The organism is Lysinibacillus sp. JNUCC 51, from assembly GCF_015999525.1.
Lineage (GTDB): Bacteria > Bacillota > Bacilli > Bacillales_A > Planococcaceae > Lysinibacillus > Lysinibacillus xylanilyticus.
The window spans coordinates 3505034-3526363 of the sequence record NZ_CP065545.1 but is presented as its reverse complement, the minus strand read 5'-3'; the positions used below and the strand labels follow the sequence as shown (position 1 = coordinate 3526363).

Here is a 21330-nt window from a genome sequence, read left to right as displayed (position 1 = left end):
TTTCGTTTTGAAGTTTATTACCTGTCCTTCAAGACAAGAATTATTGTATAACGTTTTCTCACATTGTGCAACACTTTTTTATAAAAAAAAGAAATAATTACTTTAAGAAGATATTTTTTGTTATGAAAGAGAAATTATCACTCTGCTATTTATTATAGCAATTGTTCAATTAAAAGAAAACAATTAATTTATCAGATAGATTGATTTGCTATTTTATTCATAAAAAGATGCTGATTTTCGCCTCAAGCTAACTCCTTCCTCTAGCAAATATTTAAGCATTGTCACTTTTCACGCAAAAATCTTTACTCTTCTATAGAAGTACTCGAGTAGCCATTCGCTCCAATCAGCTTGAATAATGGATACAAAATATCTTTTTATAGATTATGAATATGCCCGTTAATTTATAATTTCAATATTATTTTATTATAGATTCTTATTTTCTTCTTATCCTTTACTATTTTAATCTGAGAAACACTAAATTACGGTAAGAGCCTTTTGTAATCGATCAATTTCTTTAAATGTTGTTGCTGGACCAAAAGATATTCTAAAAAATTGACGCGCCGCTTCTATAGAATATCCCATTGATAAAATCGCCTTCGTACCAGATTCACTATGAATATCACAGGCACTTCCTGTAGAAATACATATCCCCGCTTCATTTAATTTTAACAAAACGTATTGCCCCTCTACCCTTTTCATCAATACACCACAAATATTAGGTAATTGCCCCTTACACTCAATTATTCTACACGTCTCCGGTAAACTTTTCTGAAAGTATTGACGTAATGCTTCATAATGCTGAAGCTCATATTGATAATCTTCAATCGCCGTAGCAAAAGCGACAATAGCTGGGGTATCTAGCGTTCCCCCCCTTAGCCCACGCTCATGCGTGACACCTGGTGCTAATGCAGGAACACGGAGCTTAGGATTAATATAGATAGCTCCACATCCTTTTGGCCCACCTATTTTATGAGCTGAAACAGTAATAGCATCTACTTTCTGTTTTAACGAAAGTTTACAGAAGGACTGTACACAATCGACATGAAAAAGAACATTTGATTGTTTTGCAATCTCGGCTATTTCTTCAATAGGTTGAATAGAACCTATCTCTGAATTTACATGTTGGAGAGTGATTAAAACCGTATCTTCTTGTATTGCTTCTCGTAAGTGTTCTACATTAATACAACCATCTTGTTGTAAAGGTAACTTCGTGACCTCAAAACCCATTTTTTCAAGTGTATTTAAAGCAGCATGTACGGATGTGTGTTCAGCTTGTGATGAAATAATATGCTTACCTTTATCTGCAGCTAAAGCTAACGACAAAATCGAAATTAAATTACCCTCAGTTCCGCTTCCGGTAAAAATTACACCATCACTGTTTACTCCAAGAGATTTTGCTACAACAGCTCTTGCCTGTTCAACAAAATAATGTGCTTGCCCTCCTAGATCATGTAAGCTTGCACTATTTCCATAATACTGCCCTGCTACCTTGCAATATGCTTTAAGAGCTTTTGGAGTCATTGGAGAGGTTGCAGCGTAATCCAAATAAATCATCTTATTCTCCCCTTCTAGTTCATCAGGTCTTGTTTTCTCTTTTATTTTATGTAAAGATATGTGTCAAGACAACTGTAAAGAAGGTATATGTATGGATGTAATGACAGATGTACTTATTATCGGTACCGGTGTTGCTGCACTTCAAACTGCTCGACTACTCGAAGGACATTTTCAAGTTCAGATAGTTACAAAATGTTCAATTAAAATGAGTAGTTCTTATCGTGCTCAAGGTGGTATTGCTGCCGTTACAGGTCAAGAAGACCATCCAAAGTTTCACATTGCTGATACGTTGGCTGCTGGTGAAAATCATCATGAAAGAAGGAATGTTGAAGTACTAATAGAAAGCGGCACAGAAATAATGCGTGATCTATTAAATGGGGGCTTCCCTATCGATCGACAAGTTGATGGGTCCCCAGCTCTAGGCTTAGAGGGTGCACATAGTCATCACCGTATTTTACATGCAGGTGGGGATCGTACTGGCCAAGTAATGATCGATTATTTGCTCAATCAACTTACACCTAATATCGTTGTGAATTGCTATGAAATGGCTTACGAACTTTTATTAAATCTAGATGGAGATTGTGTTGGCGTTCTTACAAAAGGAGCAGAGGGAACGAAGCGCTATCTTGCCCACCACGTCATTCTAGCGACAGGAGGTGCAGGTGCTATTTATTCTTGTACGTCTAACTTTGCTACAAATACTGGAGATGGTATCGCTTTAGCATATCGTGCAGGAGCTGCCATCAGTGATATGGAATTTATGCAATTTCATCCGAGCTTACTTTGGTGTGGAGAACAGGCCAAAGGTTTAGTCTCTGAAGCTGTGCGCGGCGCCGGTGGAAAATTTGTCGATGCGCAGCGTCATCCCATAATGGAAGGTATACATGAACAGTTGGATTTAGCACCACGCCATGTTACTGCACATGCATTATTTAATAAACGTGCTGCTGGGCAGGAGACCTTTATTGATATTTCAAATATCGAACGCTTTGAAGAAAAATTCCCTACGATTGCTCAGCTTTGCTATGACAATCAAGTTAATTTACAAGATGGGTTAATTCCTGTAGCACCAGGTAGCCATTTCTTAATGGGTGGTATTGTTGCTGATGACAAGGGAAGAACATCTATTCCTAACCTATATGCAATTGGAGAAGTTGCTTGTACTGGAGTGCATGGTGCCAATCGTTTAGCTAGTAACTCTCTTTTAGAAGGCATTACGTTTGCACAAAGAACAGCCCAATACATTATTCAAACAGGTTGTAAACAAAATAATTTCTTAATTGATGACAAACATCGCCAACAAACAATGCCATCATTATTTGCAAAAAATCAGTTACGACAAATGATGATGCACACATTAGGCATTGTGCGAAATCCTATCGATATGGAACAATTCGTACAACAATTGCCCTCAATGCAAACACTACTGCATGTTGATTTAGATGGCTTGAATCAGCAGGAACTTGAACTTTACATGATGCATATTGTCGCTACATTAATGGCACACGCAGCCATTACACGAAAAGAAACTCGCGGTGCACATATTCGCATTGATAGACCACACAATGATCATCAGTGGGAAAACCGTTGGATCATTTTTCAACGAGGACAGATGAAAGTGAGGAATTCATTATATGAATATCATCAAACTAGAGGAAATGCTAAAACAATTTTTTAATGAGGATATAGGCGATGGGGATATATCGAGTGAATTTATTTTTTCTCCAGAACAGCAGGGATCATTTTCTTTTTACGCGAAGGAAAGCGGCATTTTTTGTGGAGGCCCTATCATTAAGCATGGATTTCTTCTACTTGATCGATCTATGGATATTATCCTTTATAGAAAAGATGGTGAAAAAGTTAATGCTGGTGAAATTCTTGCTGTTATCCAAGGACCACTTCAAAAGTTATTAATGGGTGAGCGTGTAATTTTGAATCTTATCCAGCGCATGTCCGCTATTGCCACAGCTACAAATTTAGCGGTACGAGAAACAGCAGGTACTAATGCGAAAATATGCGATACACGTAAAACAATGCCTGGAATGCGTATGTTAGATAAATATGCTGTTAGAATCGGAGGCGCCTATAACCATCGCAACGGTTTATACGGTGCGATAATGCTAAAGGATAATCATATTGCTTTTGCGGGTAGTATTACTAAGGCTGTACAGGCGGCCCGCGAGAAAATCGGTCACACCATTAAAATCGAAGTCGAAATCGAAACAAAAGCCCAATTAGATGAAGCAATTGCAGCCGGTGCAGATATCATTATGTTTGATAATCGTAGCCCTGAAGAAATAAGTGAATGGCTTCCAGCAGTTCCCTCACATATTGCTACAGAAGCTTCAGGCGGCATTTCGCTTCATAACTTAAATAGTTATGCTGAAACAGGTATTCAATGGATTTCACTCGGAGCACTAACACATTCAGTAAAAGCCTTTGACATAAGTGCACTTGTACAACCGAAAGGAGCTAATTCCATTGTCCATCACTAGTTTATTACAACAAACGTCACTACTACCCGAGCATTATCGTGCATTAACTAAAAATGACATGGAATCTCGCATTCTAGCTATAAAAAAGAAATTAGGTAGTAAGCTCTTCATCCCTGGACATCACTATCAAAAAGATGAAGTGATTCAATTTGCAGATGTAACAGGGGATTCCTTACAGCTTGCTCAATTATCAGCAGCTAACAAGGAAGCTGAACATATAGTATTTTGTGGCGTTCACTTTATGGCAGAAACAGCTGATATGCTTACAACTGAACAGCAGCATGTTTACTTACCCGATATGCGTGCAGGCTGTTCAATGGCAGATATGGCAGACATTTATCAAACAGAACAAGCATGGCTAATTTTACAGAAACTCTTTGGCGATAGCATTCTCCCTCTAACATATGTCAATTCTACTGCTGCCATTAAAGCATTTACCGGTCGTCATGGCGGAGCCTGCGTAACATCGTCCAATGCAAAAGAAATGGTTAAATGGGCATTTACGCAAAAACCACGTATTTTCTTTTTACCAGATCAACATTTAGGAAGAAATACTGCGTACGATTTAGGAATACCGCTTGAAAATATGGCAGTTTGGAATCCTCATACAAATACGCTTGAGACAGATCAGTCTCCAGAAAATATTCAAGTCATCTTATGGAAGGGACACTGCTCAGTACACGAAGGTTTTACAGTTCAGCATACGGAGCTTATACGTCAAGTTCATCCAAATATGCGTATCATTGTTCATCCTGAATGTAATCGTGAAGTTGTTGCTGCTGCAGATGATGCAGGTTCTACAAAATACATTATCGATACGATTAGTAAAGCACAGAGTGGTTCAGCATGGGCAATCGGTACTGAAATGAATCTTGTTAACCGGATTATCAAGCAGCACCCCGATAAGCAGATTATCTCTTTAAATGAGAATTTCTGTCCTTGTCTTACAATGAATCGAATTGACCTTCCCCATTTACTTTGGTCCTTAGAAAGTATAGAAAAGGGACAGCCCCATAATCGTATTCAAGTAGATGCTCACACAGCTGAAGAAGCACGTAGCTCACTTGAAAGGATGCTATTAAGGGCTTAAATGACAAAACGTCTACTCATTTCTGGTAGACGTTTTGTTTATTACTTGAGTCTTCAAACGTGAACATGTTTGGATGTTCACTATCAATTATGTCTCGGCATAATTGAAATGAAATCTCAAAAACTATTCTTATACAAAAAAATGCAGTAGATGTAAATTACATCTACTGCATTTCAGTATGACCCGTACGGGATTCGAACCCGTGTTACCGCCGTGAAAGGGCGGTGTCTTAACCACTTGACCAACGGGCCAATGGCGGAGAAGGAGGGATTTGAACCCTCGCGCCGGTTACCCGACCTACACCCTTAGCAGGGGCGCCTCTTCAGCCTCTTGAGTACTTCCCCACAAAAAAAATGGCTCCGAAGGCAGGACTCGAACCTGCGACAACCTGATTAACAGTCAGGTGCTACTACCAACTGAGCTACTTCGGAATAGTGGTGGGCCTAAATGGACTCGAACCATCGACCTCACGCTTATCAGGCGTGCGCTCTAACCAGCTGAGCTATAGGCCCTTAGATTGGAGCGGGTGATGAGAATCGAACTCACGACATCAGCTTGGAAGGCTGAGGTTTTACCATTAAACTACACCCGCATATGGTGGGTCAGGACGGAATCGAACCGCCGACACTTAGAGCTTCAATCTAATGCTCTACCAACTGAGCTACTGACCCATATTTTTAAAAAAATGGCGGTCCCGACCGGGATCGAACCGGCGATCTCCTGCGTGACAGGCAGGCATGTTAACCGCTACACCACGGGACCATTTTGGTTGCGGGGGCCGGATTTGAACCAACGACCTTCGGGTTATGAGCCCGACGAGCTACCACTGCTCCACCCCGCGTTAATAATATATTCTTTTCGAGTTTTTCAAGCACCATTTAAATATAAACTGGAGGAGGTAGAGGGATTCGAACCCCCGCGCGGTGTTACCCGCCTGTCGGTTTTCAAGACCGATCCCTTCAGCCAGACTTGGGTATACCTCCGTAATATTATATAAATGGTGGACCTTGCAGGACTCGAACCTGCGACCGGACGGTTATGAGCCGTCTGCTCTAACCAACTGAGCTAAAGGTCCTTTAAGATGGCGGCAGAGGGGATCGAACCCCCGACCTTACGGGTATGAACCGTACGCTCTAGCCAGCTGAGCTACGCCGCCAGGATCTTTATACTGGTTATCTTTTATGGTGGAGCCTAGCGGGATCGAACCGCTGACCTCCTGCGTGCAAGGCAGGCGCTCTCCCAGCTGAGCTAAGGCCCCATAAAATGGTCGGAATGACAGGATTCGAACCTACGACCCCTTGGTCCCAAACCAAGTGCTCTACCAAGCTGAGCTACATTCCGATAAATATTAATTTGGCGCGCCCGACAGGAGTCGAACCCATAACCTTCTGATCCGTAGTCAGACGCTCTATCCAATTGAGCTACGGGCGCTAATTATTAAAACAAAAAATGGTGCCGAGGGCCGGAATCGAACCGGCACGGTAGTCACCTACCGCAGGATTTTAAGTCCTGTGCGTCTGCCAGTTCCGCCACCCCGGCACATTTGGAGCGGAAGACGAGGTTCGAACTCGCGACCCCCACCTTGGCAAGGTGGTGTTCTACCACTGAACTACTTCCGCATGTGCATAAGATTTATTTATCCTGGCAATTATGAAATTTCAAAAATATGGTGCGGGTGAAGGGAGTCGAACCCCCACGCCTTGCGGCGCTAGATCCTAAGTCTAGTGCGTCTGCCAATTCCGCCACACCCGCATGTTTTGTTGGCAATAAAATGGTGAGCCATGAAGGACTCGAACCTTCGACCCTCTGATTAAAAGTCAGATGCTCTACCAACTGAGCTAATGGCTCTAAAATGGTGCCGGCGATAGGAGTCGAACCCACGACCTACTGATTACAAGTCAGTTGCTCTACCAACTGAGCTACACCGGCAAATGGTGGAGGATGACGGGCTCGAACCGCCGACCCCCTGCTTGTAAGGCAGGTGCTCTCCCAGCTGAGCTAATCCTCCTGGGTATTATGCCTAGCGACGTCCTACTCTCGCAGGGGGAAGCCCCCAACTACCATCGGCGCTAAAGAGCTTAACTTCCGTGTTCGGTATGGGAACGGGTGTGACCTCTTTGCCATCATCACTAGACTATTTCAAAGACAAGATTTATTATAACTCATTTTCGTTATAATTGCAAGCTTTTTTCAAAAAAACTTTTCTTATTCTTTCAAAACTGGATAAACGTGCATTGAATTTTCAAACATTTTGGTTAAGTCCTCGATCGATTAGTATTCGTCAGCTCCATGTGTCACCACACTTCCACCTCGAACCTATCTACCTCATCGTCTTTGAGGGATCTTACTTACTTGCGTAATGGGAAATCTCATCTTGAGGGGGGCTTCATGCTTAGATGCTTTCAGCACTTATCCCGTCCACACATAGCTACCCAGCGATGCCTTTGGCAAGACAACTGGTACACCAGCGGTGTGTCCATCCCGGTCCTCTCGTACTAAGGACAGCTCCTCTCAAATTTCCTACGCCCACGACGGATAGGGACCGAACTGTCTCACGACGTTCTGAACCCAGCTCGCGTACCGCTTTAATGGGCGAACAGCCCAACCCTTGGGACCGACTACAGCCCCAGGATGCGATGAGCCGACATCGAGGTGCCAAACCTCCCCGTCGATGTGGACTCTTGGGGGAGATAAGCCTGTTATCCCCGGGGTAGCTTTTATCCGTTGAGCGATGGCCCTTCCATGCGGAACCACCGGATCACTAAGCCCGTCTTTCGACCCTGCTCGACTTGTAGGTCTCGCAGTCAAGCTCCCTTGTGCCTTTACACTCTACGAATGATTTCCAACCATTCTGAGGGAACCTTTGGGCGCCTCCGTTACCTTTTAGGAGGCGACCGCCCCAGTCAAACTGTCCGCCTGACACTGTCTCCTGCCCCGCTAAGGGGCATGGGTTAGAATTTCAATACAACCAGGGTAGTATCCCACCGACGCCTCCTTCGAAGCTGGCGCTCCGAGATCTCTGGCTCCTACCTATCCTGTACAAGTTGTACCAAAATTCAATATCAGGCTACAGTAAAGCTCCACGGGGTCTTTCCGTCCTGTCGCGGGTAACCTGCATCTTCACAGGTACTATAATTTCACCGAGTCTCTCGTTGAGACAGTGCCCAGATCGTTACGCCTTTCGTGCGGGTCGGAACTTACCCGACAAGGAATTTCGCTACCTTAGGACCGTTATAGTTACGGCCGCCGTTTACTGGGGCTTCAATTCGCAGCTTCGCTTGCGCTAACCACTCCTCTTAACCTTCCAGCACCGGGCAGGCGTCAGCCCCTATACGTCACCTTACGGTTTTGCAGAGACCTGTGTTTTTGCTAAACAGTCGCCTGGGCCTATTCACTGCGGCTCTCATGCGCTTGCACGCTCAAGAGCACCCCTTCTCCCGAAGTTACGGGGTCATTTTGCCGAGTTCCTTAACGAGAGTTCTCTCGCACACCTTAGGATTCTCTCCTCGACTACCTGTGTCGGTTTGCGGTACGGGCACCTCTCACCTCGATAGAGGCTTTTCTTGGCAGTGTGAAATCAGGAACTTCGTCCATACGGACTCGCCATCACAGCTCAACGTTACAGTGTGCGGATTTGCCTACACACACGCCTTACTGCTTGGACGCGCATATCCAACAGCGCGCTTACCCTATCCTACTGCGTCCCCCCATTTCTCAAACGGTGAGGAGGTGGTACAGGAATATCAACCTGTTGTCCATCGCCTACGCCTATCGGCCTCGGCTTAGGTCCCGACTAACCCTGAGCGGACGAGCCTTCCTCAGGAAACCTTAGTCATACGGTGGACGGGATTCTCACCCGTCTTTCGCTACTCATACCGGCATTCTCACTTCTAAGCGCTCCACCAGTCCTTCCGATCTGACTTCAACGCACTTAGAACGCTCTCCTACCACTGACATCGTAGATGTCAATCCACAGCTTCGGTGAATCGTTTAGCCCCGATACATTTTCGGCGCAGCGTCACTCGACCAGTGAGCTATTACGCACTCTTTAAATGATGGCTGCTTCTAAGCCAACATCCTGGTTGTCTGTGCAACGCCACATCCTTTTCCACTTAACGATTACTTTGGGACCTTAGCTGGTGGTCTGGGCTGTTTCCCTTTTGACTACGGATCTTATCACTCGCAGTCTGACTCCCGTGTATAAATATCTGGCATTCGGAGTTTGTCTGAATTCGGTAAACCGGGATGGCCCCCTAGTCCAAACAGTGCTCTACCTCCAGTATTCTCATCACGAGGCTAGCCCTAAAGCTATTTCGGAGAGAACCAGCTATCTCCAAGTTCGATTGGAATTTCTCCGCTACCCACACCTCATCCCCGCACTTTTCAACGTGCGTGGGTTCGGGCCTCCAGTAAGTGTTACCTCACCTTCACCCTGGACATGGGTAGATCACCTGGTTTCGGGTCTACGACCACGTACTATTTCGCCCTATTCAGACTCGCTTTCGCTGCGGCTCCGCCTTCTAAAGCTTAACCTTGCACGTAATCGTAACTCGCCGGTTCATTCTACAAAAGGCACGCTATCACCCATTAACGGGCTCTAACTACTTGTAGGCACACGGTTTCAGGATCTCTTTCACTCCCCTCCCGGGGTGCTTTTCACCTTTCCCTCACGGTACTGGTTCACTATCGGTCACTAGGTAGTATTTAGCCTTGGGAGATGGTCCTCCCGGATTCCGACGGAATTTCACGTGTTCCGCCGTACTCAGGATCCACTCAGGAGAGAACGAACTTTCGACTACAGGGCTTTTACCTGCTCTGGCGGACCTTTCCAAGTCGCTTCATCTAACTCGCTCTTTTGTAACTCCGTATAGAGTGTCCTACAACCCCAAGAGGCAAGCCTCTTGGTTTGGGCTCTTCCCGTTTCGCTCGCCGCTACTCAGGGAATCGATTTTTCTTTCTCTTCCTCCAGGTACTTAGATGTTTCAGTTCCCTGGGTCTGCCTTCAAGACGCTATGTATTCACGTCAAGATACTACGCGATTAAACGTAGTGGGTTCCCCCATTCGGAAATCTCCGGATCAAAGCTCACTTACAGCTCCCCGAAGCATATCGGTGTTAGTGCCGTCCTTCATCGGCTCCTAGTGCCAAGGCATTCGCCGTGCGCCCTTAATAACTTAACCAAGTTATTAAGCCTATAAAAAAACTTAAAAAATAAATGTGTTTGTTACAATTTCAATGTCGTTTTATCCAGTTTTCAAAGAACAAGTTTTGAAGTATTTCATCGTATGATGAACCTTCAAAACTGAACGCAAAACGTAATCTTACAAACCCTAGGTTTGTATTCCGAAAATATCCTTAGAAAGGAGGTGATCCAGCCGCACCTTCCGATACGGCTACCTTGTTACGACTTCACCCCAATCATCTATCCCACCTTCGGCGGCTGGCTCCAAAAGGTTACCCCACCGACTTCGGGTGTTACAAACTCTCGTGGTGTGACGGGCGGTGTGTACAAGGCCCGGGAACGTATTCACCGCGGCATGCTGATCCGCGATTACTAGCGATTCCGGCTTCATGTAGGCGAGTTGCAGCCTACAATCCGAACTGAGAACGACTTTATCGGATTAGCTCCCTCTCGCGAGTTGGCAACCGTTTGTATCGTCCATTGTAGCACGTGTGTAGCCCAGGTCATAAGGGGCATGATGATTTGACGTCATCCCCACCTTCCTCCGGTTTGTCACCGGCAGTCACCTTAGAGTGCCCAACTAAATGATGGCAACTAAGATCAAGGGTTGCGCTCGTTGCGGGACTTAACCCAACATCTCACGACACGAGCTGACGACAACCATGCACCACCTGTCACCGTTGTCCCCGAAGGGAAAACCATATCTCTACAGTGGTCAACGGGATGTCAAGACCTGGTAAGGTTCTTCGCGTTGCTTCGAATTAAACCACATGCTCCACCGCTTGTGCGGGCCCCCGTCAATTCCTTTGAGTTTCAGTCTTGCGACCGTACTCCCCAGGCGGAGTGCTTAATGCGTTAGCTGCAGCACTAAGGGGCGGAAACCCCCTAACACTTAGCACTCATCGTTTACGGCGTGGACTACCAGGGTATCTAATCCTGTTTGCTCCCCACGCTTTCGCGCCTCAGCGTCAGTTACAGACCAGAAAGTCGCCTTCGCCACTGGTGTTCCTCCAAATCTCTACGCATTTCACCGCTACACTTGGAATTCCACTTTCCTCTTCTGCACTCAAGTCCCCCAGTTTCCAATGACCCTCCACGGTTGAGCCGTGGGCTTTCACATCAGACTTAAAGGACCGCCTGCGCGCGCTTTACGCCCAATAATTCCGGACAACGCTTGCCACCTACGTATTACCGCGGCTGCTGGCACGTAGTTAGCCGTGGCTTTCTAATAAGGTACCGTCAAGGTACAGCCAGTTACTACTGTACTTGTTCTTCCCTTACAACAGAGTTTTACGATCCGAAAACCTTCTTCACTCACGCGGCGTTGCTCCATCAGGCTTTCGCCCATTGTGGAAGATTCCCTACTGCTGCCTCCCGTAGGAGTCTGGGCCGTGTCTCAGTCCCAGTGTGGCCGATCACCCTCTCAGGTCGGCTACGCATCGTCGCCTTGGTGAGCCGTTACCTCACCAACTAGCTAATGCGCCGCGGGCCCATCTTATAGCGACAGCCAAAACCGTCTTTCAGTATTTCGCCATGAAGCAAAATAGATTATTCGGTATTAGCCCCGGTTTCCCGGAGTTATCCCAAACTATAAGGTAGGTTGCCCACGTGTTACTCACCCGTCCGCCGCTAACGTCGAAGGAGCAAGCTCCTTCTCTGTTCGCTCGACTTGCATGTATTAGGCACGCCGCCAGCGTTCGTCCTGAGCCAGGATCAAACTCTCCATAAAAGAAATTTGATTAGCTCAAATTGTTTTGCTGGCATCATGTTTGATGTCCAAAATTTTGTTTCGTTCACCAACTCAAGGTTAGCTACTAAAAACTTTATTGATTACGTTTTGCTTGTTCAGTTTTCAAGGTTCATTTCGTCACTGTTTTTTAGCGACTTCATTATCATAACTTGTATTCAACAAGAAGTCAACAACTTTTTTAAAATCTTTTTTTCAAATCTTATTCTCAAGTCGTCCTTCTTGTTAAGGACAAGTAATAATATATAATATAGCAATCTAAAAATCAAGCTTTTTTTGAAAAAAACTTAAAAATCTTTTTCTCATCGACTACAAACAAGAGAATTCCTACTATAACAATGAATCCCCCAATAATTTGCGTGGCTATTAAATACTCTTTAAAAATTAGAAGAGCTAAAATGGCCGCGCCGATTGGTTCAAATAATATAGCAATGGACACTACATTTGTACTAACGTATTTAATAGACCAATTAAATAGAGTATGACCTAATAAATTAGGAACTATCGCTAATAAAATAAACCATATCCAGTCCATAGTAGGATAAGGGCCGAACGATTCCCCCTTAATAAGAACATAGATAAATAATGTAATTGTACTAACAGCATAAACAACCATCGTATATGTCACGAGAGATAATCTTTTCCGTACATCTTGTCCAAATAAAAAGTAAGCTGTAACGAGTGCGCACGCAACAAGAGCAAGTATGTCTCCATAAAATGCAGTACCGCTAAGTTTAAAATCTCCCCAACTAATTAAAATACTACCGACAATTGCAATCACTCCTGCAAATATGGTTTTCAGAGTGATGTTCTCTTTAAAGAAAAAATATGTACCTACAAATGCAAACAATGGCTGTAGTGTAACTAAAACTGTAGAACTTGCTACAGAAGTGTAATTGAGTGATTCAAACCACAAAATAAAATGGAAGGCTAAAAATATGCCAGCAACTGAAGAAAATAGCCAATCACGTATTCTTAATTCCTTTATCTCATTAGTGTACTTCCAAAAAAACAGAGGCGCCATTATTAACACTGAAAACAACATACGGTAAAACGCAATAACCCCTGCTTCTGCATTTGCTAATTTTACAAATATGGCAGATAGGGATACTGATATTACGCCAATAAAAATAGGAATGTATGGATGAATTTTTGGTTTCTCCATTAAACCCAACCTCCAATCAATTTTACCCCGGCATTATTACGTTTGGATTCGGCTTTGCGCTCGGGCCTGCAGATGTCTTTGTGCGAAAGCGTAGCGGCAGCAACAGATGTTTTTTGTGCGAAAGCACATGAGGCAGGTCAGTTAGCCGTTATCGCATGGATGCAATAATTTTAAGCTAACATCCCCTAAGAGCTCCTTTTCCAATTCCGTGAAATCCGCCAGTAACTTTAACATATACCCGCATTCATCCCACTACCTATAGAGATGAAGACATTTGTAGCTGACGCTTTGCTTTCGCTACATAAAACATTTATAAGTGCCGCTTCACTTTAGCTACGAAAAAATAAGTACTGAATGAAAATAAAAATACTTATACATCACTACTATCGTGATGTACAATACAAAAAAGTAATGTACATATAATAATGACACCTTGCATATCTCTTAGCAATACGAAATATCTGTGGAGGGTTGCCTATGGAAGCCTTACTTGGAAATACGATTACATATGAAGTTGGCATAAAATTAGTAATTGCAGCCACATTAAGTTTAGTAATCGGCATCGAAAGGGAATTAAAAAAGAAACCTGTAGGACTAAAAACAAGCTTAGTCATTGCTACATTCAGCTGTTTATTAACTGTTATTTCTATTGAGACCGCCTATTCAACACCACCAAGGTCAGATATTAATATTACAATGGACCCTCTGCGTTTGGCTGCCCAAATCGTTAGTGGCATTGGATTTCTTGGAGCAGGTGTTATTTTAAGACGCGGGAATGATAGTATCTCAGGTTTAACAACTGCAGCTATGATCTGGGGAGCTGCCGGGATAGGAATTGCAGTTGGTGCAGGCTTCTATATGGATGCAACATTAGCTGTAATTATCATTGTTTTCGGAATTGAAGTTTTATCGCCATTTCTAATGAAAATAGGACCGAAAAGAATTCGTATGCGAGAAATATCATTGAAGGTTCAGATTAACAATGATGAAAATAGTGAATCCTTTTTACAATTTCTAAAGGAAAACAATATTATTATTGAAAACATGCGCATTAAAGATATTCCAAATAATAGTAATGTTTTTCACGAATTAGATTTACGCTTATCATTAATAGTCTCTGATAACTTACTGTCATTTTATCGTTCATTACGAGCACTACCCTATATAGAAAAAATCGAAATGGAAATTTTAAACTAGTTGGAGGATTCTTTGTGGCAGAACTATTAAAACTATTAAAAAATGGGAATAAACCTTCTCTGCTTGCAGCATTAGTCAATGCCTTTTTAGGAGTTATTAAAGGTGTTGCCTTCTTCTTTACAGGTAATGTTGCCATGTTTGCAGAAATGATGCACTCACTAGGAGATGCAGCAAACCAATTATTCGTTTATATCGGCTCAGCGCTTTCGAAAAAAGCACCGACAAAGCAATTTCCTGGAGGCTTTGGCCGCATTGTAAATTTAGTTTGTCTTTTCGCTGTTATAATTGTGGCGATCCTTTCTTATGAAACTGTAAAAGAAGGCTGGCATCATTTTATACACCCAGCTGGAGAATCTAAAGGAATGCTCATTGCACTTGGCGTATTATTAATCGGTATTGTTTTAGAAGGGTCAGTTCTTGCGAAGGCTGCCGTTGAAATACTACATGAGGCTGGGCAGGAAAAAACGGGGATAATAACAGCTATTCCTAAAGCCATTCCCTATTTAAATCGTGCAAAACCAGCTACAAAATTAGTATTTATGGAAGACTTAGTTGCTACAGGGGGAAATGTCTTGGCCTTCGCTGCTATTTTAATCGCACATTTTACAGGCTGGACAAGAATCGAAGGACTTGTTTCAATGATTATTGGCTGTATGATGTTCTATGTAGTAGCAAAAGTTTTCCTTGATAATGCACGTGGAGTTATTGGTGAAACAGACGAAGAAATGCTAAATCATATTGCTCACCTTGTTATGGATGAACCAAACATTAAAGATATTGTTCGCTTAGAGGTCGTTAAAGAAGGCGAATTTTTGCATGTGGAATTAGTTGCCGAAGCTGACGCTAGCCTATCACTCGCTTATCTGGATGATGTACGTGACCATTTAACAGAGGTCATTTTATGTCAGAAGGGTGTAACAAAAGTTGCTATTTTATTTGATGAGGATGATGGGAAACTAGATTGGAAGCATATTGGCGAAAGACCGGAAAACTCAACATTTAAACAATAACATCATTAATAATCAAATAGCCAATTGCCATATTACGGGCAGTTGGCTATTTTTTATATAAGTACCAGATAACATTGTTCTTGTTTTACTTCTGTAACTGAAGTTGCAAAACATTTACTGAAAGAAGTTATAGAGAGTTTTGCAAAATAGTTCGCACATCTTCTTCCTGTAATTTGTTGAAGTTTCCAAAGGGTCCATTTTGCATAGCATGCTCTACAATTTGCTGGAATTTTGAACCGTCAATTTCATAATCGGCTAAACTACTTGGAGCTCCTAGTGAAGTCCAGAATGCCGATAAACGATCAATCCCCTCGTATGCAACCTCTTCTGGAGACTTCCCTGTTGCGTCGACACCGAAAACGCGTGTTGCAATGCCTGCAAAACGCTCTGGATTTACGGGTACACTTAGACGCATCCAATGTGGTTGCAATATCGCTAAACCACCTGCGTGCGGAATATCGTAAACCGCAGATACAGCGTGCTCAATATTATGTGACGCCCAATCACCACGAGAGCCAATCGATAAGAATCCATTTAACCCAATTGTTCCGGCTAATAATATCGTTTCACGCAACTTGATATTCCCTAAATCTTCTATTAGTTTAGGTGCGGTTGTAATTACCGTTCGTAATACCCCTTCACACATTTCATCTGTAATCGGTGTATTCGTCGTATTATGGAAATATTGTTCAAATACATGAGACATCATATCAACGATACCGTAAACTGTATGATTTTTCGGTACTGTCACTGTATACGCTGGATTTAAAATCGAAAAATCCGGGAATACAGCAGGGCTACCCCAGCCTAGTTTTTCTTCTGTCGCAGCGTTTGTAATGACAGAGCCTGAGTTCATTTCGGAACCTGTTGCAGCTAGTGTTAATACCGTTCCGAGTGGTAAAGCGTCCTCCACAATTACTTTACGCTTTACAATATCCCAAGCATCGCCATCATATTTTGCACCCGCAACAATTAACTTAGAACAGTCAATTACGGAACCGCCACCAACAGCTAGGACTAGATCAATTTCTTCTTTTTTACAAAGTTCAATACCAAGTCTCGCTGTTTCCACACGTGGATTTGGCTCAACACCGCTAAGTTCAAATATTGTTTTATCGGCTTCTTGTAACTTTTCGATGACAGCATTGTATACACCATTTTTCTTAACACTGCCTCCACCATATACTACTAACACCTTTTTACCATGCTGTGCTAACTCATTTGAAAGCTTTTCCAGTGCATTTTCACCAAAATGTAACCTCACTGGGTTATAAAATGTAAATGAATCCATTAAATTCGCCCCTTTCTAGTCGGATTTTCTCATATTTCTATTGATGAAAGCAAAGAATTAAAACCAAAATATTGGCTCAAATATAATTGTATTCACTCTACAAATACGCAAAAAGTGTAAAGAAAAAAGATCTTCATGGTGCAACATACTAAACATCCTATTCAACGAATAAAAACCGGACGCATACATAAAAAAACGAGTCATCCGACTAGGAATGACCCGTTGTTCTTATATATATTGATTAAACCCATCCACGGAAGCGTGAAGCTTCTGCAGTGCGGCGAACACCTACCATATAAGCTGCTAAACGCATGTTAATGTTACGTGTTGTCGCTGTTGTATAAACGTTTTCAAATGCATCAACCATTTTTTTGTATAGACGTTCTTCAACTTCTTCTTCTGTCCAGTAATAACCCTGGTTATTTTGTACCCATTCGAAGTAAGAAACTGTTACACCACCAGCCGATGCTAATACGTCTGGTACAAGTAAAATACCACGATCAGTTAAAATTCTAGTTGCTTCAGCAGTTGTTGGACCATTCGCTGCCTCTACTACGATGTTTGCTTTAACGTTGTGTGCATTGTCAGCAGTAATTTGGTTTTCGATAGCAGCTGGTACTAGAATATCACAATCAAGCTCTAATAATTCTTTGTTTGAAATTGTATTTTCAAATAATGTTGTAACTGTACCGAAGCTATCACGACGATCTAATAAGTAGTCGATATCTAAACCTTCAGGATCATGAAGTGCACCATAAGCATCTGAAATACCGATTACTTTCGCACCTAAATCATGCATGAATTTTGCAAGGAAGCTACCTGCGTTACCGAAGCCTTGAATAACAACGCGTGCACCTTTAATTTCAATACCACGTTTTTTCGCTGCTTCTTGGATAACGATCGTTACACCTTGTGCAGTTGCACGGTCACGACCTTGAGAACCACCAAGCACTAGTGGCTTACCTGTGATGAAACCTGGTGAGTTGAATTCGTCCATACGGCTGTATTCATCCATCATCCAAGCCATAATTTGTGCATTCGTAAATACGTCTGGCGCAGGAATATCTTTTGTTGGTCCTACGATTTGACTAACTGCACGTACATATCCACGGCTCAATTTTTCGATTTCATCCATAGACATTTGACGAGGGTCACAGATGACACCGCCTTTACCACCGCCATAAGGTAGATCCACGATACCGCATTTCAATGTCATCCACATTGAAAGCGCTTTAACTTCTTCCTCAGATACTGCTGGATGGAAACGTACCCCACCTTTAGTTGGCCCTACAGCATCATTATGTTGTGCACGGTAACCAGTAAATACTTTTGTTGTACCATCATCCATTTTCACTGGAATGCGTACTTGTAGCATGCGAAGCGGCTCTTTTAATAATTCATACATAGCTTCGTCATAACCAAGTCTATTTAGTGCCTCTTGAATGACTTCCTGAGTTGATGTGAACAGATTTAAGTTTTCAGACATATTAAATCGCCTCTTTGTTTTTTTTAATGATAGTGTATATCGGCATCATTGTAACATACTTCCGAATCAAAATGTGAACATTTTGTTAAATATTAAATACTTTTTCAATTTGTTCGATTGACCAATCTAAATCTTCTTGAGAAATAACAAGTGGTGGCGCAAATCGAATGACTGTATCATGTGTTTCTTTACATAATAAGCCTAACTCTTTAAGCTTTTCACAGTACGGACGTGCCGCCTCTGTTAATTCCATTCCGATAAATAAACCGCGACCACGAACTTCTTTAATGACTGGGTTCTTAATTTCTTTTAATTTACCTTTAAAGTATTCGCCAAGTTCATGTGAACGCTCAGCTAATTTTTCATCTAGTAATACTTTAATTGAAGCAATTGATACAGCACACGCTAAAGGATTACCACCGAAAGTTGAACCGTGTGATCCTGGATTGAATACACCTAAAATTTCGCGATTTGCAGCTACACAAGAAATCGGGAATACTCCGCCGCCTAAAGCTTTTCCTAAGATGTACATATCAGGCTCTACTTCTTCCCAATCACATGCGAACATTTTACCTGTACGTGCTAAACCAGCTTGGATTTCATCTGCAATGAATAAAACATTGTTTTCACGGCATAACTCGCGAGCTGCTTTTAAGAAGCCTTCTGATGGAATAACGATACCAGCTTCGCCTTGGATTGGCTCAATTAAAAACGCTGCTGTATTTGGAGTAATTGCAGCTTTTAAAGCTTCTAGGTTACCGTAATCTACTAGCTTAACATTCGGTAACATTGGACCGAAGCCACGACGATACTCTTCGTCAGATGATAAAGATACAGCAAGCATAGTACGACCATGGAAGTTACCATTACATGCAATGATTTCAGCTTTGCCATCTTCTACACCTTTTACATCATATGCCCAACGACGAGCTGCTTTAAATGCAGTCTCTACCGCTTCTGCACCTGTATTCATCGGTAATACCATTTGTTTATTCGTTAATTTACCAACAAGCTCATACCATTCACCAAGGTTTTCACTATAAAATGCACGAGAAGTTAATGTTACTTTATCAGCTTGCTCTTTTAACGCGGCGATAATTTTAGGATGACGGTGTCCCTGATTCACAGCAGAATAAGCTGATAGCATATCTAAGTATTTGTTACCTTCTGGATCTTTTACCCAAGCACCCTCAGCCTCTGAAATAACGATTGGCAGCGGATGATAGTTTGCAGCACCAAAATTTTGAGTTTGTTCAATAACTTGATCTGTTTTTGTCATATAGTATTCTCTCCTTACGTTCATGATGAAAAATCTTTGGAAGACTGTTTCTCTATAAGTAAAATTAATAGAACAATTTCAGCATTTTCTGAATATAAAAAGCAAGAATCTGCTCACTACTCCTAGGTAAGCCTCCTCGACAGGACTCACTTTACCAGGAGGAGCCTCGCAGATTCTCATATAATTTATGCCTCAACTAATTGCGTTCGGAAGCATAACTCCTTCAGTCGCAGAAAGAAGTTATAGCATTTCAGAAGTTGTTTTTGCTTGCATGTGAAGTTGTAGATAGTCTGGACCACCTGCTTTTGAATCAGTACCTGACATATTGAAGCCGCCGAATGGTTGGTAACCTACGATTGCACCAGTACAGCCGCGGTTGAAGTATAAGTTACCTACATGGAAATCTTCACGTGCTTTTTCTTGGTTCATACGATTATTTGTAATAACCGCACCTGTTAAACCGTATTCAGTATCGTTTGCAATATCAATTGCTTGATCGAAATCTTTAGCTTTTGTAATAGCTACAACTGGTCCAAAGATTTCTTCTTTCATAATACGCGCAGAAGGCTCTACGTCTGCAAATACTGTTGGTTGAATGAAGTAACCAACTGAATCATCAGCTGTACCACCTGCAACAAGGCGACCTTCTCCTTTACCAATTTCAATGTACTCTGTCACTTTATTGAATGCCGCTTGGTCAATAACTGTTGCCATGTAATTGTTGAAGTCCGATGGATCACCAACTGTTAACTTGTTAGTAAGCTCAATTACACGATTAACAACTGTGTCATATACATCTTCAACAATAACAGCACGAGAACATGCTGAACATTTTTGACCTGAGAAGCCAAATGCTGATTTTACGATAGATTGTGCTGCAAGCTCTAGATCTGCTTCTTTATCAACAACGATTGTATCTTTACCGCCCATTTCAGCGATAACACGTTTAATCCAAATTTGACCGTCATTTAATACAGATGCACGTTGGTTAATACGTAAACCTACATCACGAGATCCAGTGAAGCTGATGAAGCGTGTTTTTGGATGATCAACTAAGTAGTCACCTACTTCAGCACCTGATCCTGGTACAAAGTTCACAGCACCTGCTGGAAGACCTGCTTGCTCTAACACTTCGATAAACTTATAAGCAACTACAGGTGTTGTTGAAGCTGGTTTTAATAATACAGTGTTACCCGTTACTAAAGCTGCAACCGTTGTCCCTGCCATAATAGCGAATGGGAAGTTCCATGGTGAAATAACAATACCAATTCCTAGTGGAATATAGTCATAACGGTTATATTCACCAGGACGGCTTTCAACAGGTTGACCGTTTTTGATACGTAACATTTGACGACCATAGTATTCTAAGAAATCAATTGCTTCTGCAGTATCTGCATCAGCTTCAGCCCACGGTTTACCTGCTTCTTTTGTTAAAAGTGCAGAGAATTCGTGTTTACGACGACGGATAATTGCCGCTGCTTTGAATAGTACGTCTGCACGAATAGCTGGGTCTACTTTTTTCCAAGTTTTGAATGTTTCGTCTGCAGCCTGCATTGCTTTTTCAGCTAGTTCTTTGTTTGCTTTTGATACGCGGCCAATTACTTCTGTTTTCTTTGCCGGATTATATGAAACGATTTTATCTTCTGTAGTAATACGTTCTCCACCGATGATTAATGGGTAGTCTTGACCTAAATAGCCCTCTACTTTATTTAATGCTTCTAAATATGCGTTGTAATTTGCCTCTTGAGTAAAATCTGTGAATGGTTCGTGTTTGTATGAAATCATACTTTATCCTCCCTCGTGAGATGTGTTTTAAGTGTGCAAAAAACATTGAC

The 21330-nt window shown here is 42.3% G+C and carries 11 protein-coding genes, 20 tRNA genes and 3 rRNA genes; 5 read left to right on the top strand and 29 right to left on the bottom strand.

What is annotated here, in order from left to right; translation table 11 throughout:
• Positions 1-474 precede the first annotated feature (474 nt).
• Positions 475-1554 (bottom strand): cysteine desulfurase family protein, encoded by a 1080-nt coding sequence (locus JNUCC51_RS17020; RefSeq protein ID WP_337988991.1) that lies wholly within the window; start codon positions 1552-1554, stop codon positions 475-477.
• A gap of 91 nt (positions 1555-1645) precedes the next feature.
• Between JNUCC51_RS17020 and nadB the strand changes: the two genes are divergently transcribed.
• The 3 genes from nadB to nadA are packed head-to-tail and all read left to right on the top strand — an operon-like array spanning position 1646 to position 5139.
• Positions 1646-3232, top strand: a complete 1587-nt coding sequence (nadB, locus tag JNUCC51_RS17015) for an L-aspartate oxidase (protein WP_337988990.1) — start codon at positions 1646-1648, stop codon at positions 3230-3232.
• Entirely contained in the window at positions 3189-4049 is an 861-nt protein-coding gene (gene nadC / locus JNUCC51_RS17010; RefSeq protein WP_337988989.1) for a carboxylating nicotinate-nucleotide diphosphorylase, read from the top strand. The genes nadB and nadC overlap by 44 nt, the downstream gene beginning before the upstream one ends.
• Positions 4036-5139, top strand: coding sequence for a quinolinate synthase NadA (gene nadA / locus JNUCC51_RS17005; RefSeq protein ID WP_337988988.1), 1104 nt, complete (start codon positions 4036-4038; stop codon positions 5137-5139). Before nadC ends, nadA begins: the two co-directional genes overlap by 14 nt.
• A gap of 179 nt (positions 5140-5318) precedes the next feature.
• On the opposite strand, the gene JNUCC51_RS17000 is transcribed toward nadA, so the two are convergent.
• The 24 genes from JNUCC51_RS17000 to JNUCC51_RS16885 form a co-directional block, all read right to left on the bottom strand.
• A tRNA-Glu gene (locus JNUCC51_RS17000) sits at positions 5319-5390 on the bottom strand.
• Between the two features lie 2 nt (positions 5391-5392).
• A tRNA-Ser gene (locus JNUCC51_RS16995) sits at positions 5393-5483 on the bottom strand.
• A 10-nt stretch (positions 5484-5493) separates the two neighbouring features.
• Positions 5494-5570: transfer RNA gene (locus JNUCC51_RS16990), tRNA-Asn, on the bottom strand.
• Positions 5571-5574: 4 nt separating this feature from the next.
• Positions 5575-5651: transfer RNA gene (locus JNUCC51_RS16985), tRNA-Ile, on the bottom strand.
• Positions 5652-5657: 6 nt separating this feature from the next.
• Positions 5658-5731 (bottom strand) — tRNA-Gly (locus JNUCC51_RS16980).
• 3 nt (positions 5732-5734) lie between these two features.
• Positions 5735-5810, bottom strand: a tRNA-Phe gene (locus JNUCC51_RS16975).
• A gap of 15 nt (positions 5811-5825) precedes the next feature.
• Positions 5826-5901, bottom strand: a tRNA-Asp gene (locus tag JNUCC51_RS16970).
• 4 nt (positions 5902-5905) lie between these two features.
• Positions 5906-5980 (bottom strand) — tRNA-Met (locus JNUCC51_RS16965).
• A gap of 49 nt (positions 5981-6029) precedes the next feature.
• A tRNA-Ser gene (locus JNUCC51_RS16960) sits at positions 6030-6122 on the bottom strand.
• A 15-nt stretch (positions 6123-6137) separates the two neighbouring features.
• Positions 6138-6214 (bottom strand) — tRNA-Ile (locus JNUCC51_RS16955).
• A 7-nt stretch (positions 6215-6221) separates the two neighbouring features.
• A tRNA-Met gene (locus JNUCC51_RS16950) sits at positions 6222-6295 on the bottom strand.
• Positions 6296-6321: 26 nt separating this feature from the next.
• Positions 6322-6397, bottom strand: a tRNA-Ala gene (locus tag JNUCC51_RS16945).
• 6 nt (positions 6398-6403) lie between these two features.
• Positions 6404-6480 (bottom strand) — tRNA-Pro (locus JNUCC51_RS16940).
• Between the two features lie 13 nt (positions 6481-6493).
• Positions 6494-6570 (bottom strand) — tRNA-Arg (locus JNUCC51_RS16935).
• A 19-nt stretch (positions 6571-6589) separates the two neighbouring features.
• Positions 6590-6678, bottom strand: a tRNA-Leu gene (locus JNUCC51_RS16930).
• Positions 6679-6683: 5 nt separating this feature from the next.
• Positions 6684-6758, bottom strand: a tRNA-Gly gene (locus JNUCC51_RS16925).
• A 48-nt stretch (positions 6759-6806) separates the two neighbouring features.
• Positions 6807-6891: transfer RNA gene (locus tag JNUCC51_RS16920), tRNA-Leu, on the bottom strand.
• Positions 6892-6911: 20 nt separating this feature from the next.
• Positions 6912-6987: transfer RNA gene (locus tag JNUCC51_RS16915), tRNA-Lys, on the bottom strand.
• Between the two features lie 5 nt (positions 6988-6992).
• Positions 6993-7068: transfer RNA gene (locus tag JNUCC51_RS16910), tRNA-Thr, on the bottom strand.
• A 3-nt stretch (positions 7069-7071) separates the two neighbouring features.
• Positions 7072-7147, bottom strand: a tRNA-Val gene (locus JNUCC51_RS16905).
• A 10-nt stretch (positions 7148-7157) separates the two neighbouring features.
• Positions 7158-7273: ribosomal RNA gene (gene rrf / locus JNUCC51_RS16900) — 5S ribosomal RNA — on the bottom strand.
• Positions 7274-7390: 117 nt separating this feature from the next.
• Positions 7391-10318, bottom strand: a 23S ribosomal RNA gene (locus tag JNUCC51_RS16895).
• A 179-nt stretch (positions 10319-10497) separates the two neighbouring features.
• Positions 10498-12049, bottom strand: a 16S ribosomal RNA gene (locus JNUCC51_RS16890).
• Together the 16S, 23S and 5S rRNA genes with 20 tRNA genes alongside form the textbook arrangement of a ribosomal RNA operon.
• A gap of 283 nt (positions 12050-12332) precedes the next feature.
• Positions 12333-13232 (bottom strand): DMT family transporter, encoded by a 900-nt coding sequence (locus JNUCC51_RS16885; RefSeq protein WP_337988987.1) that lies wholly within the window; start codon positions 13230-13232, stop codon positions 12333-12335.
• Positions 13233-13709: 477 nt separating this feature from the next.
• Here JNUCC51_RS16885 and JNUCC51_RS16880 point away from each other — a divergent pair, with 477 nt between their 5' ends.
• Positions 13710-14429 (top strand): MgtC/SapB family protein, encoded by a 720-nt coding sequence (locus JNUCC51_RS16880; protein WP_337988986.1) that lies wholly within the window; start codon positions 13710-13712, stop codon positions 14427-14429.
• Between the two features lie 14 nt (positions 14430-14443).
• A complete protein-coding gene (locus tag JNUCC51_RS16875; protein ID WP_337988985.1) occupies positions 14444-15439 on the top strand; it encodes a cation diffusion facilitator family transporter in 996 nt (331 codons plus the stop codon).
• A gap of 127 nt (positions 15440-15566) precedes the next feature.
• On the opposite strand, the gene JNUCC51_RS16870 is transcribed toward JNUCC51_RS16875, so the two are convergent.
• From JNUCC51_RS16870 to pruA, 4 genes are all read right to left on the bottom strand, one after another.
• On the bottom strand, positions 15567-16730 hold the full coding sequence (locus JNUCC51_RS16870) for an iron-containing alcohol dehydrogenase (protein ID WP_337988984.1): 1164 nt from the start codon (positions 16728-16730) through the stop codon (positions 15567-15569).
• A gap of 241 nt (positions 16731-16971) precedes the next feature.
• Positions 16972-18216: a Glu/Leu/Phe/Val family dehydrogenase gene (locus tag JNUCC51_RS16865; RefSeq protein ID WP_100542602.1), complete on the bottom strand. Its 1245-nt coding sequence runs from the start codon at positions 18214-18216 to the stop codon at positions 16972-16974.
• Positions 18217-18301: 85 nt separating this feature from the next.
• Entirely contained in the window at positions 18302-19495 is a 1194-nt protein-coding gene (locus tag JNUCC51_RS16860) for an ornithine--oxo-acid transaminase (RefSeq protein WP_100542601.1), read from the bottom strand.
• 240 nt (positions 19496-19735) lie between these two features.
• Positions 19736-21280, bottom strand: a complete 1545-nt coding sequence (gene pruA, locus JNUCC51_RS16855) for an L-glutamate gamma-semialdehyde dehydrogenase (RefSeq protein ID WP_337988983.1) — start codon at positions 21278-21280, stop codon at positions 19736-19738.
• Between the last annotated feature and the right edge of the window lie 50 nt (positions 21281-21330).

Coding starts and splice junctions, on each gene's coding strand:
- JNUCC51_RS17020 (WP_337988991.1), bottom strand. CDS start 1,554: ATGATTTATTTGGATTACGCTGCAACCTCTCCAATGACTCCAAAAGCT.
- nadB (WP_337988990.1), top strand. CDS start 1,646: ATGGATGTAATGACAGATGTACTTATTATCGGTACCGGTGTTGCTGCA.
- nadC (WP_337988989.1), top strand. CDS start 3,189: ATGAATATCATCAAACTAGAGGAAATGCTAAAACAATTTTTTAATGAG.
- JNUCC51_RS16885 (WP_337988987.1), bottom strand. CDS start 13,232: ATGGAGAAACCAAAAATTCATCCATACATTCCTATTTTTATTGGCGTA.
- JNUCC51_RS16880 (WP_337988986.1), top strand. CDS start 13,710: ATGGAAGCCTTACTTGGAAATACGATTACATATGAAGTTGGCATAAAA.
- JNUCC51_RS16870 (WP_337988984.1), bottom strand. CDS start 16,730: ATGGATTCATTTACATTTTATAACCCAGTGAGGTTACATTTTGGTGAA.
- JNUCC51_RS16865 (WP_100542602.1), bottom strand. CDS start 18,216: ATGTCTGAAAACTTAAATCTGTTCACATCAACTCAGGAAGTCATTCAA.
- JNUCC51_RS16860 (WP_100542601.1), bottom strand. CDS start 19,495: ATGACAAAAACAGATCAAGTTATTGAACAAACTCAAAATTTTGGTGCT.
- pruA (WP_337988983.1), bottom strand. CDS start 21,280: ATGATTTCATACAAACACGAACCATTCACAGATTTTACTCAAGAGGCA.